Genomic DNA, 12,516 nt, shown 5'->3' with positions numbered 1-12,516 from the left:
TCATTCAAGATCGACAAACAGCCCCTCAGGCAAAACCGTTGCCGCGCCAACCAGCCGGTCACCGCCCAGCTTTGCCATCAAGGCCAGCATTGCGGCCGCGCTTTGCGTGTTCACCGCCCCCGGCGCAGGAATCCCGGCACGAAAATCAGCGCGGAGCATTTCGAACTGCGCATCGTCATTTGCATTCATCATCGGACGGATCGGCACCCACGCCGCATCGTCACCTGCCAGCAACGTCTTGGCATCGCGAGATGCATTATAAAGCGCCTGCGCAATACCGGGGTTTTCCGCGATAAAGCTTTCCTTCAACACATAGCCCAGCAAAGGCACATCGGGATCAAGACCAAGCGCCACCGCAGCATCCGCGACAGAAACCACCTGCCGCATCCCCCCAGCCTTCATCTTGGCCAAAAAGTGCCAGAAATTGATCGCGCCATCGACCTCACCAGAAAATCCGCTGCGAAAGATCAAGGGCGGCGCGCCAAAGACCTGTTCCGTCTCCGCCGCCAAATCCATCCCATATTCCTGTTCCGCATAGGCGCGCAGGATCAGCCAGCTTTTATCAACCGGGCCACCGGCAATCCCGATCTTGGCACCGGCCAGATCAGCCAGTGACTGAACCGGGCTATCGGCAGGCACAACCACCCCGCCCACTGCAGTGGAATACGGGATAAAGACATAATCCTGACCCTCGGCCCGCTGGCGGGCCACCCAGATCCAATCGGCCACAAACATATCAGCGGCACCGCCTGCCACAGCCACACGGGTCGCGCCGTTATCCGCATAAGGCTGCATTTCCAGACGAAAGCCATTGGCCACATCAAACCCTTCGCGGGTGATCGTCTCCAGCTCCCAATTCACCGTGCCGATCTGCAACGTAGCTGCGCGAATAACAGGCAGGTCCGATTGAGCATTCGCGGCAAAAGGCAGCGCAGCCACGACCAACAGCGCAAATGCGCGCAACACCTTCATTTTCTTTAAAAATAACATCACACCCTCCCCTAATATCACCGGCTCAATCAGGCGTGACAGCCACGCCCCAGGGCTGCTGGCCAACCTGAATGGATTTCACCGCCCGCTGTGCAGCGACATCAATCACCGTCACATCGTTTGAATTGCCATTGGTGGTGATCAAAAATTCCTGACCGGGGGTGAAATCCATCTGCCAGACACGCTGCCCGACCAGAATGTAATCAACCACCTCAAGCGACTGCACATCGACAACCGCAACACGGTTTGCCGGGCCCAGGGCAACAAACAGCCATTTATTATCCGCCGTCACCTTCATACCCACCGGCTGCAACCACTCTGGCTGCACACCCGACACGGCAAAGCTGATTTTATGCAGCAATTCCGGGCCATTCTCGGCAACAGGATCAATGACACTGACCGTACCGCCAATTTCAGAGCTGACAAACAAGCGGCTGCCATCATCCGTATAAACCGCATAGCGCGGACGCTGATCGACCAGCACATTATGCTTGATCTGATAGTCCTCGGTCGAAATAAAATGCGCCATATTGGTGGTTTCAGAGGTGTTGATCACAATCGACGCATCCGGGCTGATCGCCATACCCTCTGGCTCTACGCCGACCGGTACCTCGGCCACGATGGTGCGGGTCTGCGTATCGACGACAGTGACAAGGTTATCATCCTCATTGGCCACATAAATTAGATCGCCCGACGGGTGGATCGTGAACAGTTCCGGGTCAGGGCCGGATGGCAGGGTCCACACTTCGGCATAGGTCTCCGTATCAAACACGCGGATCGTGTCATCATCTGACGCACAGACATAAAGATGCTTGCCATCCGGGCTGATCCCGATCCCGCGTGGGCGGTTGCCTGCGGGAAATTCAGCAATCGCCTCCCAGGTCTCACTATCAATCACGGTGACCGTATTGCCCTTTTCATTGCTGACAAACACTTTGTTCGCCACGGCAGGCGTTGCCACCAATATGGCAAGGGCAGCAGCAATCATATTCGCATAGCGGTTCATGGCGTTCCTCTCATTGAACAAATGCAGCACAGGCGCTTTCGGGGGCATCCAAACCAAGCGTATCCAGCGTGGAAACCTGATGCAGATAGCCCTCTTGCGGGGAAACGCTGGCGGTGATCTTGCTGTCAGTCAGCAAGATCGGCTGGCGCAACTGGCCATTCCAAGGGCGGAAATTCACCGCACGGCCCTTGAAAGCCGCCAGCTCAAAATCATCGCCCAATATATAATTGCGCAGCGCATCAGGTGCGGCACTATTGGTGCGCAACACCGCCTCTCCGATCACTCGCAGGGCCAGCCAGACCTGATAATCGGCCTCTTGCACATAGCGGCCTGTCAACGCCTCGAACCGGCGCTGAAACTGTGTGGCGCCCCAAGCTTCATGCGCGGCGTGGAACGTGACCGGGCGCAACCCGGCCGACCCCATGACCGGGCGCGGCGTCCAAAGATGATACGGCAGATACAGCGCAAAGACATCCGACGCATCCGCAGCAATCACCACATCATGATCTTCGGCCTCCTGCGTAAAAACCGGGATCTGGCGTTGCACCAGCACATGACCGGTATCGGTCCGGCGCGACCCGCCAGTATCTTCAAATTCGCGCTGTTCCACGATCCGCGCGCCAAATTTCGTCGCCGCACGGCGATAAGCATCACCCAGCGCACGATCTGCGGGGTTAGACCCCTGGATCAGAAAAATTGCGCGCCACTGTTTCCACATGGCAAACTGCACAACAGCATCCGCCAGCATGTTCTGGCTGGGTGCCACATGCAGGATATTGGCGCGACATTGATCATCACGCAGCGCCGGATCACGGGCCAGCGCGTTGATGACCAGCACATCCGGTCCGGCGTTGTCGGCGACCGCCAGCAGGTCACTGGCTTCAGCCATGACCACCAACAAATCAACGCCCCCGGCCAGAATATCGTCAGTCGCCTGACCGATATCATCCGGGGCGACCGCGACAATTTCAGTCGCGAAATTCAGGCCCAGAAAATTACCCGTTGTCTGATTATCCTCATCCGCCAGCGCGGCCCCGGCAAAACCCAGATCCTCCGGGGTCAGATCGAACCGAGAGATCGGGGCAAGACGTGGATAATCCACCCGCAGGACCGTTACCTTGATGTCCAAGGCCACAGCAGTGCTCGCTGACAAACATAGCAAAATCACTGCCCATAGCAGTCGCGGAACTGGTGCCATCCGTCCGGCGCCCCCCGTTTTATGCCGCCAGACACACCGCCCGGCTCCTCCCGCAGGAATGGTGCACTGAATTGATCAGAAAACAAAACCAAGACCTTTGGCTTATTGCGCGAGCAAACAGGCGGGCCTTAGGGTTTCCTTCAACATGCAACTCACGGTGGATCACTCACCCTATTCAAAAGAAAACACCCATGAACCTCGGTCGAAGATTCCTTATTCTGGCAACCATCTGCCTGCCCCTGACGGCACAAGCCCACGGGCCCACCCGTCAGAAAATCACCTTGACGACCGAGGTAAACGCGCCCCCGGCAGAGGTCTGGGCGGTCATCGGTAATTTCCAGGACATGCGCTGGCACCCGGCGGTCTTTTCCAACACCGGCACCGGCGGAAACGACATCGACGCCACCCGGCAACTGGTGCTTGGGGCCGCGGATGGGCCGACCATTGATGAGGTGCTTTATAAATATTCCGCCGAGAAGATGAGCTATTCCTACCGCATCACCGCCGTTGCGGTCGAAACCCTGCCGGTCACAAACTATTCATCCCATCTGACCGTCCTGCCAAATGACGCGGGCGGCAGCATCGTGGAATGGCGGGGGGCCTTTTATCGGGGCTACCCCAACAACGACCCACCGCCAGAACTGAACGACGAAGCCGCGATTACCGCCGTCTCAGCCGTCTACCAAGCAGGGCTCGACGCACTGACGGCACGCTTTGCAACGAACTAAAGCATTTCGATTTAAACTTGAGACATTAAGCATCACAAATCGCGTTCGACCGTTAGGAAGAGGCAGCGAATTGTGATCCAAGGATAAATCGAAACGCTGTAAACAACTGTGCCACTCACTTCTCCCAGGGCTCGTCGCGACTTCGGTCGCGGCGGGCAATTTCGTATTTGTCACCAACCATAGCAGCAGCGATCTGGCCGCGCGCCAAAGCAGGGTGCCGGGTCAAGCCCGGCACACCGTCGCGCTAGACCTCTTCGCGCATCACCCAAGCGCTCGCGGCGATGATCACACCAGCCCCCAGCCACATCAGACCGGGCGGGGCAAAGCCAAAGAACACCAAGCCCAGCCCCACATTCAGCGGCAGCTTCAGATGGTCAAAAGGTTGCAAATAAGCCGCGTCAGCCACCACATAGGCCCGTGCCAGCAGATATTGCGCACCGGCCACCAGCAGCCCGGATAAGGCCACCAGCCACAGGGCCGCAGGTGCCACGGCAAAACCCGCACCCAGCGCCGCAACCCCGTTCACCGGAACCAGCAGCAACAGCAAAGCCAGCGTCAGCGTGCCTGCATCCTCTGTATCGGTCAGGCGCTTGGTCGCAAGCGACGCCCCCGCCCAAAACGCCGCCGCAGCGACAGGCAGCAACGCAGCCCAGCTGAACGCCTCTTCCCATGGGGCCAGGATCAGCACACCGCCAAGGGCACCCAGCAGCACCGCCAGCATTCGCGATACGGTCAGCCGCTCCCCCAGCAACAGCCCCGCCCCCAGCGTCACAAACAAGGGCGAGGTCAGGATCAGCGCCACCGCCTGCCAGATCGGCACCACAACCAGCCCGGCCACCCAAAGCTGCACACCTATGGCCCCCAGCACCACGCGCAGCAAATGCATCCACGGGCGGTCCGTCCGCCAAGGGGCACGCCACACCAGCGGCAGCGCCGCCACACAAGCCAATGTATATTGCCAAAACGCAATTGTCGGGGATGGCACGCCATACAGCATCCCCGCCCCCTGCACCGCCGTATTTGCGCCAGCAAACAGCGCCCCGGCGATTACGAAATAGAACGGGCCGGCAATCGCGCCCCGCGTCGTGATATTCATCTGGATCATCGCATCTGTCCTTTTCTTCCTCGCGATAGACCCAAGGCAAAAACAGGACAGACCGGGCGCAATTGCACCCGGCTTTGACCCGCTCTCTTTCATCCGGACTATGACCGTCGGCTCAGGCATCTCACCTGATCTGCTGGACCCTGTGACAGTGTCAAAGGCGCTCGCGGGCTCGCCTGTTCAGGCATACCGCCGGTGGGGAATTGCGCCCCGCCCTGAGAACGTGCCCCCGTCACCGGGGACCATTCCCAGATAATGCAGCAATCCGTTCCCATCAATAGCAATGCGCATTGGATCGCCACGGCCACCAAAAGGACGGTATTGACGGCATATTATTCGTGGATACTATTTATCCATGATTCGAAGGTGAGGCAATGTATGAAACTCGGCGACGGCGTAGAACAGGCAATCCATGTGGTCACCCTGCTGGGCGGGATGCCGCAAGACGGGGTGATATCGGCAGCGGCACTGGCCGATTTCCACGGTGTCTCCAAAAGCTACCTGCTCAAACATCTTCAATCCCTTTCAGGCGCTGGTATTCTCAGCACCACACCCGGACCCGCAGGCGGTTATCAATTGGCACGCGCCGCGCGTGATATCAGCCTGCTGGATATTGTTCTGGCCGTCGAAGGACCCGCGCCCGCCTTTCGGTGCAAGGAAATCCGACAACAAGGCCCAAGCCCACTGCCGCGTGAAAAATACACCCGACCCTGCGAGATTAACGCAGCCATGCTGCGCGCCGAACGGGCTTACCGGCAGGAGCTTGCAAAAGTCACCGTCGCCCAATTGCTGCGCGACCTGACAGAACATGACGACGGAACTATTGCCGCGCGCGGCTGCGCCTTCGCCGAACAGCACCTCCGACGCGCCAAACCCATTTCAAACCCGCAAAGGACACGCACATGACACAACGTCTCGATTATATGAAAGCAGCCCCCGATGGGTTGCAGGCCTTGCTTGGCCTTGAACACTACGTGGCGACCAAAGCCGGGCTGGATCCGCGATTGATCCATCTGCTCAAGCTGCGCGCCTCGCAAATCAACGGCTGCGCCTATTGCGTCGATATGCACACGAAAGAGGCGCGGGCCGATGGGCTCAGCGAACAATGGATCGCGCTCGTCAGCGTCTGGCGCGAAGCAAGCGTTTTCGACGCCCGCGAACGCGCCCTGCTCGCTTGGACCGAAGCGCTGACATTGGTCAGCACCACCAACGCGCCGGATGCCGACTACGACCTGATGCGCGCGCAGTTTTCAGAAGAGGAAATCGCAAAGCTTAGTCTTGCCATCGGGACGATCAACATTTGGAACCGGCTGGCGGTCGGCTTTCGGACCCCACACCCGGTTGATGTCGCCGCCTGAGCCGAACATTGCACGCGGCCCAAATATGAACGCCACGTTTACCTTTGGGCCGTACGCTGCATTCATCCCGCTAAATCGCGGTTGAGGTCCGATAGAAGTCCGACGCCTTTCCGACGCGCCACCCGCAGGTCAAAACGCCACTATCGCAGTCGTTAACCTGCGATTCGCAATCGCGGTGTTGCACACACAGGGTACCCCCACCGAACGTTGCTAGAAGTCGCTGCCGCCAGTCTCACCCAGCAAGGTGCCCGCATCAATCCGGCCAAAGCTGCCCAGCAACTGACCAAGGAAGGTCACATCATTGATGCCATCCTCGGTCACGCGGCGGTCTAGGGCGATGACACGGCCATCCTCCAGACCGTAACGCTCCACATTGCGCACGACACCTGACGGGCTAAAGCGGATCGCCAGAACCTCACGGTTTAACTCTTCGGGGGCAAAGGGGCCAATGGTGCGGAACTGGCTGGAAACATAGTAAAAACTGTTGTTTTCCAACAACCCTTCAGAAGTCGGCGGCCCAAGCCGTTCGGCCACACTTTCCCGCGTGGACTGCCCCACCTGCACACGCGACAACTCTGCCGCGGTCGGGGTAAAGCCGTGATAGCGGTTGATCGGCGAACAGGCCGTGGCCAACAGCAAGCCCGTCAGACCCGCCGCACGCAACCATGTAAATGTCTTGCCAGTTTGCCTGCCCATGACAGCCCTCTTGCTTTGGCGTCTTTCGCCTTTTATCCCCCCTACATCACCACCCTGCCCTGTTCAAGAATGGAAGCATCTTGGCCCAACTCCCTTCATCCCATCTCCGGCTGGCGGATCTGAGCAGCCGGGAACCCACTGCCTTTGATCTGTCCCCCACGGCCCAGGAACGCGCCGCCGTGGCGGACGCTCTAGGAATCATCGGCATCAGAAAATTGCGTTTTTCCGGTACATTAGCCCCCTTGGGACGCAGCGACTGGGAACTTAAAGGCGACATTGGTGCAACCGTCGTACAGGCCTGCGTGGTCACGCTGGATCCGGTCGCAACCCGCATCGACGAAGCGGTGCGGCGCAGCTATATGGCCGATTTGCCAGACGTCGAAGCCAATGAAATCGAAATGCCCGAAGACGACACAATCGAAGCACTGCCCGCAGCGCTCGACCTTGCGGCAGTGATGATCGAGGCGCTGGCCCTCGCCCTGCCCCCCTATCCGCGTGCGGAAGGGGCCGATCTGGGCGAAACGGTCTATACAGAGCCGGGCAAACAGGCCATGACCGACGAACAGGCCAAACCTTTCGCGGGTCTGGCAGGGCTGCGTGACAGCCTTGAAAACAAAGGTGATTAGCCCTGCGTAATAAGGCGTTGAAAAGGGCTTGCACAAAAGGGGAATCGCAGTATGTTCGCGGCCTCTTTTACATCGCGTCTCGACAGGGCTGCCGCAATGGCGTAGGACCCCGAGAGACGCAGGAAAAACAGGGCCATCGGCCCGAACAGATAGGGTTGAGACATGGCTGTCCAGCAGAATAAAGTATCCAAATCCCGCCGCAACAACCGGCGTGCGCACGACTCTCTGGTCGCGGCGAACCGTAACGAATGCGACAACTGCGGAGAGCTGAAGCGCCCGCACCATGTCTGCCCGTCTTGCGGACATTACGCGACACGCGAAGTGATCGCTGACACCACTGAAATCGACCTGGACGAAGACGCAGCATAAGCTGCGCTTCGGGCATTTCGCAGATGACAAATAGCCAAACGGTCACCGATCCGACCACGGCACATGTGCTTTCTGTGGATGCTATGGGCGGCGATAAAGGGCCTGCAACTGTCGTTGCGGGCCTTGCTGTGTTTCTACGTCGGCAGCCCGAGGCATCTGCACTGCTGCATGGGCCCGAATCAGAGCTCAAGCCGCTGCTATCAAAGCACAAAATCGCAGACCGCGTGACGATTCACGACGCGCGGGATGTTGTGAAGATGACGGATAAGCCTAGCAACGCGCTGCGCCAGGGCAAGGGCACATCCATGTGGTCCGCGATTGAGGCCGTACGCGGCGACAATGCCGCAGTCTGCGTGAGCTGCGGTAATACCGGCGCGCTGATGGCCATGTCGATGTTGCGCCTGCGCAAGGCCGAAGGGGTGAACCGCCCCGCCATTGCCTGTCTCTGGCCGTCACGCAATCCATCGGGTTTCAATGTGATGCTGGACGCTGGGGCCGACATCCGCGCCGATCAGGACGACCTGCTGACCTACGCGCTCATGGGCGCCTCTTATGCGCGCAACGGGCTGGACATCGCCTATCCGCGTATCGGGCTGCTGAACGTCGGGACAGAAGAACACAAAGGCCGTGCCGAACTGAAAGTCGCGCATGAACTTATTGGCAACGCCGCCGAAAGAGGCGATTTCAACTATGTCGGTTTTGTCGAGGGCGGCGATTTGCCGTCTGATAAAGTTGATGTGATCGTCACCGACGGCTTCACCGGCAATGTCGCGTTGAAAACCGGTGAAGGCACCGCAAATCTGATATCCGAGCTGCTGCGCGGCGCGCTGATGAAAACACCGCTGTCGATGCTGGCGGCCCTTCTTGCACGCGGTTCACTGCGTCGACTGGGCAAGCGGATCGACCCACGGCGGGTCAATGGCGGTGTGTTTCTGGGACTGAACCACACTGTGATCAAAAGTCACGGATCGGCTGATGAAACCGGCGTCGCAGCGGCGCTGGATCTTGCTTATCAATTGGCGAGAAACGGTTTTTCCGATAAACTGGCAGCACGGGTTGCATCTGCCGCATCGCTTGCCCAAGATGCACACCAAGAAGGTGACGCAGGGACAAGCGACACCAATACAGGCTAAAATATCATGGTACGTCGTGCAGTTGTAAAAGGTGTGGGCCATTATCTGCCAGAGCGGATTGTGCCAAACACCGAGTTTGAAAAGACGCTCGACACGTCGGACGAATGGATCAAGGCACGGTCGGGAATCGAACGTCGCCACTTTGCCGCCCCGGGCGAAACCACATCAGAACTGGCGACCCACGCCGCCAAGGCTGCGCTGGACATGGCAGGCATGGACGCCGAAGATATCGACGCCATCATCCTTGCGACCTCCACCGCTGATATGACCTTCCCTTCTGCCGCGACGATGGTGCAGCATGCGATTGGCAACACCACTGGCTATGCCTTTGATGTGCAAGCAGTTTGCGCGGGTTTCGTTTACGCACTTTCAAATGCAAATGCGCTGATCGCCTCTGGTCAGGCCGACCGGGTGCTGGTGATCGGGGCCGAAACCTTTAGCCGCATCATGGACTGGACCGACCGTTCCACCTGCGTCTTGTTCGGCGACGGCGCGGGCGCGCTGATCCTTCAGGCCGAAGACGGCGCAGGCACCACCGATGATCGCGGTATTTTATCGACCGATCTGAACTCTGACGGGCGCTACAAGGATTTGCTTTACGTGGATGGCGGCGTTGCCACGCAAAACACCGGTATGCTGCGGATGGAAGGCAAAGAAGTTTTCCGTCACGCGGTCGAAAAACTGGCCCAAACCGCGGACAAGGCGCTCGATAAGGTTGGTTTGACCGCTGAAGACGTCAATTGGGTCGTGCCACATCAGGCTAATATCCGTATCATTCAATCCACCGCCAAGAAACTTGGCGTTGGGATGGACCGGGTTGTTGTGACGGTACAGGATCACGGCAACACCTCTGCCGCATCAATCCCGCTCGCGCTTTCGGTCGGGCTAAAGAATGGTCAGATCAAAAAAGGTGATCTGGTTGTCACAGAAGCAATCGGCGGTGGCTTGGCGTGGGGCGCAGTCGTCCTGCGGTGGTAAGCAAAATATGATTTGGGAACCGAATTGCCAAGTCCTTGTTATTGACTCTGAAAATGCCACACGCGTATTGTTCTTAACATATTCAGGGAGACATTTATGACAGTAAAAACGTTGACGCGTATGGATTTAGCCGACGCGGTTCATAATCAGGTGGGTTTGTCACGAAATGACAGTGCCGATCTGGTGGAAAGTGTGCTGAACCATGTATCAGACGCTTTGGTCCGGGGGGAAACCGTAAAGGTTTCATCCTTTGGGACATTCTCGGTGCGCGAAAAAGCAGCACGCGTGGGCCGTAATCCGAAAACCGGGCAAGAGGTGCCGATTCATCCGCGCCGGGTTCTGACCTTCCGTCCGTCGCATCTGATGAAAGATCGTGTCGCCGCCGGGAATAAACGCTAGATATGAGCAAAGCCAAAGACGCCTTCCGAACGATCAGCGAAGTCGCCGACTGGCTGGATACGCCGACACATGTTTTGCGTTTCTGGGAAAGCAAATTTTCCCAGATTAAACCTGTCAAAGGTGCGGGCGGCCGACGCTACTATCGCCCCACCGACATGGATCTGTTGGGCGGGATCAAGCATCTGCTGCACGAAGACGGGATGACCATCAAAGGCACCCAGAAGATGTTGCGCGAAAAAGGTGTCAAACATGTGGCGGGCCTTGGTTTGAGCATGACCGCTCCGGCAAAGGTTTCCGCGCCTTCTGCGGAAACATCGCCTGAACTGCCGCCCCCGGTTGATCCTGCACCCACAGCGCCGCCGCAGCAAAGCGCTTTGGATTTCGATGAGCCATCACAAGAGGTGGTGAGCGCAGAAACTGTGCCAGAGCCCGCAGATACGTCCGAAACAGTGGCCGAGACGACGCCGTTCCGGATTGACCTGCCCCTTCCCCCCGAAGATTTGCCGCAGATGTCGGCACGTCTTTTGGGCCGCGCGCCGGTTGGTGCAAACGCGCTTCACGCGCGCGCCGCCGAAATCGCACCATTGCTAAGCCGCCTTGAACAGCTACGCGACAGGATCAGGGCGCAATAGAAATTTGGCGTATTTTCGGCTTGCCCCCACGGACAATTTCGATATGACAGCCCCAAGTCGGGCTATAGCGCAGCCTGGTAGCGCGTCCGTCTGGGGGACGGAAGGTCGCAGGTTCGAGTCCTGCTAGCCCGACCAATCACAACCGCCCGCTTGTGCACTGGCACGGCGGGCGTTTTGGTATCTATAGGAGCGTGCACATGACCCGATCAGGCGTTTTGGCAGATCACCAAATTCGCGAGATGATCTCATCCGGCGCGATAACCGCCCTTGCTGATATCACGGCGGATCAGATTCAACCCGCATCATTGGATTTGCGGCTCGGCGGCGTGGCCTACCGCGTCCGCGCCTCTTTCCTTGCCGGGCGGCAGCGCACGGTCAAGGAACGGCTGGCCGATGTGACCATGCATGAAATCACGCTTGATGGTGGCGCTGTGCTGGAAAAGGGCTGCGTTTATGTGGTGCCCTTGATGGAGGGACTGTCCTTGCCGGACGGCATGACGGCGGCGGCAAGCGCAAAATCCTCGATCGGGCGGCTTGACCTGCTGACACGTATCATCACCGATCACGGGGTAGAGTTCGACAGGGTGCCCGAAGGCTATAGCGGCCCGCTATACGTGGAAATCTGCCCGCGGTCCTTTTCGGTTGTGGTGCAACCCGGGCAGATGCTCAACCAGATTATTTTTCGCCACGGCAAAACACTGATGAGCGATGACGACCTGCGGGCCCTTCACGCGCAGACGCCGATTGTCTCTGACGATCCAGTCATCTCGGATGGGCTGGGCTTTTCGGTGGATCTGAAACCGGCAGAGGGCAGCTTGGTCGGCTACCGCGCAAAGCCGCATACGGGTGTGGTCGATCTGTCGAAGCTGAACCATTACGATCCAGCGGAATTCTGGGAACCCGTACATACGGACACCGGCTGGATCATCCTCGACCCCGGTGCTTTCTACATCCTTGTCAGCCGCGAGGCGATTGTGATCCCCCCGATGCAAGCCGCTGAAATGGCGCCCTATTTGGCCATGGTCGGTGAATTCAGGGTGCATTATGCGGGTTTCTTCGATCCGGGCTTTGGCTATGCTGATGCAGGCGGGGCCGGATCGCGTGGTGTGCTTGAAGTGCGCTGCCACGAGGCCCCTTTCGTGCTGGAACATGGGCAGGTTGTCGGGCGGCTGGTCTATGAACATATGTCCGCCCTGCCCGACACGCTTTACGGTAGTGCGATCAAGTCGAACTATCAGGGTCAAGGGTTAAAACTGTCCAAGCATTTCCGCGCGCCGTGACATGTTAGCGCGTTTTCCGCA

Annotated in this window: 15 protein-coding genes, 1 tRNA gene and 1 riboswitch; of the genes, 11 read left to right on the top strand and 5 right to left on the bottom strand. The window is 58.5% G+C overall.

Annotated features, from left to right (window positions below; all coding sequences use genetic code 11):
- From ACJ5NV_RS09170 to ACJ5NV_RS09160, 3 genes are read right to left on the bottom strand one after another with little or no spacing between them, the layout of a single operon-like run.
- Positions 1-990: an ABC transporter substrate-binding protein gene (locus ACJ5NV_RS09170; RefSeq protein ID WP_411643366.1), complete on the bottom strand. Its 990-nt coding sequence runs from the start codon at positions 988-990 to the stop codon at positions 1-3.
- A gap of 25 nt (positions 991-1,015) precedes the next feature.
- Entirely contained in the window at positions 1,016-1,996 is a 981-nt protein-coding gene (locus tag ACJ5NV_RS09165; protein ID WP_411643365.1) for a YVTN family beta-propeller repeat protein, read from the bottom strand.
- A gap of 10 nt (positions 1,997-2,006) precedes the next feature.
- A complete protein-coding gene (locus ACJ5NV_RS09160) occupies positions 2,007-3,194 on the bottom strand; it encodes an ABC transporter substrate-binding protein (RefSeq protein WP_411643364.1) in 1,188 nt (395 codons plus the stop codon).
- 191 nt (positions 3,195-3,385) lie between these two features.
- On the opposite strand from ACJ5NV_RS09160, the gene ACJ5NV_RS09155 reads away from it, so the two are divergent.
- Entirely contained in the window at positions 3,386-3,922 is a 537-nt protein-coding gene (locus ACJ5NV_RS09155) for an SRPBCC family protein (RefSeq protein ID WP_411643363.1), read from the top strand.
- A 244-nt stretch (positions 3,923-4,166) separates the two neighbouring features.
- Here the strand turns inward: ACJ5NV_RS09155 and ACJ5NV_RS09150 are convergent, their stop codons facing one another.
- The gene (locus ACJ5NV_RS09150) at positions 4,167-5,027 is read right to left on the bottom strand and encodes a DMT family transporter (protein WP_411643362.1); all 861 of its coding nucleotides are present in this window, start codon (positions 5,025-5,027) and stop codon (positions 4,167-4,169) included.
- A gap of 77 nt (positions 5,028-5,104) precedes the next feature.
- A riboswitch (FMN riboswitch) is annotated at positions 5,105-5,251 on the bottom strand.
- Between the two features lie 151 nt (positions 5,252-5,402).
- Here ACJ5NV_RS09150 and ACJ5NV_RS09145 point away from each other — a divergent pair.
- A complete protein-coding gene (locus ACJ5NV_RS09145) occupies positions 5,403-5,930 on the top strand; it encodes an RrF2 family transcriptional regulator (RefSeq protein ID WP_411643361.1) in 528 nt (175 codons plus the stop codon).
- Positions 5,927-6,382, top strand: a complete 456-nt coding sequence (locus tag ACJ5NV_RS09140; RefSeq protein ID WP_411643360.1) for a carboxymuconolactone decarboxylase family protein — start codon at positions 5,927-5,929, stop codon at positions 6,380-6,382. The genes ACJ5NV_RS09145 and ACJ5NV_RS09140 overlap by 4 nt, the downstream gene beginning before the upstream one ends.
- A 210-nt stretch (positions 6,383-6,592) precedes the next feature.
- Here the strand turns inward: ACJ5NV_RS09140 and ACJ5NV_RS09135 are convergent, their stop codons facing one another.
- On the bottom strand, positions 6,593-7,078 hold the full coding sequence (locus ACJ5NV_RS09135; protein WP_411643359.1) for an outer membrane protein assembly factor BamE: 486 nt from the start codon (positions 7,076-7,078) through the stop codon (positions 6,593-6,595).
- An 80-nt stretch (positions 7,079-7,158) separates the two neighbouring features.
- Between ACJ5NV_RS09135 and ACJ5NV_RS09130 the strand changes: the two genes are divergently transcribed.
- From ACJ5NV_RS09130 to ACJ5NV_RS09095, 8 genes are all read left to right on the top strand, one after another.
- Positions 7,159-7,704, top strand: a complete 546-nt coding sequence (locus tag ACJ5NV_RS09130; protein WP_411643358.1) for a YceD family protein — start codon at positions 7,159-7,161, stop codon at positions 7,702-7,704.
- 162 nt (positions 7,705-7,866) lie between these two features.
- A complete protein-coding gene (gene rpmF / locus ACJ5NV_RS09125; protein WP_411643357.1) occupies positions 7,867-8,073 on the top strand; it encodes a 50S ribosomal protein L32 in 207 nt (68 codons plus the stop codon).
- 23 nt (positions 8,074-8,096) lie between these two features.
- Complete coding sequence (gene plsX, locus ACJ5NV_RS09120; RefSeq protein ID WP_411643356.1) at positions 8,097-9,206, top strand: phosphate acyltransferase PlsX; 1,110 nt, start codon at positions 8,097-8,099, stop codon at positions 9,204-9,206.
- A 6-nt stretch (positions 9,207-9,212) separates the two neighbouring features.
- A complete protein-coding gene (locus tag ACJ5NV_RS09115) occupies positions 9,213-10,184 on the top strand; it encodes a beta-ketoacyl-ACP synthase III (RefSeq protein WP_411643355.1) in 972 nt (323 codons plus the stop codon).
- Between the two features lie 96 nt (positions 10,185-10,280).
- Positions 10,281-10,583 carry an integration host factor subunit alpha gene (ihfA, locus tag ACJ5NV_RS09110; protein WP_411643354.1) on the top strand — a complete coding sequence of 101 codons (303 nt, stop codon included), beginning with the start codon at positions 10,281-10,283 and terminating at the stop codon, positions 10,581-10,583.
- Positions 10,584-10,585: 2 nt separating this feature from the next.
- On the top strand, positions 10,586-11,215 hold the full coding sequence (locus ACJ5NV_RS09105) for a MerR family transcriptional regulator (protein WP_411643353.1): 630 nt from the start codon (positions 10,586-10,588) through the stop codon (positions 11,213-11,215).
- Between the two features lie 58 nt (positions 11,216-11,273).
- Positions 11,274-11,350: transfer RNA gene (locus tag ACJ5NV_RS09100), tRNA-Pro, on the top strand.
- Positions 11,351-11,412: 62 nt separating this feature from the next.
- Positions 11,413-12,495 carry a 2'-deoxycytidine 5'-triphosphate deaminase gene (locus tag ACJ5NV_RS09095; protein ID WP_411643352.1) on the top strand — a complete coding sequence of 361 codons (1,083 nt, stop codon included), beginning with the start codon at positions 11,413-11,415 and terminating at the stop codon, positions 12,493-12,495.
- Positions 12,496-12,516: the final 21 nt, after the last annotated feature.

Origin of the sequence: Loktanella agnita, assembly GCF_046640325.1 — a bacterium.
Taxonomy (GTDB): Bacteria; Pseudomonadota; Alphaproteobacteria; order Rhodobacterales; family Rhodobacteraceae; genus Yoonia; species Yoonia agnita.
This window is presented reverse-complemented; position numbering and strand designations above follow the sequence as displayed.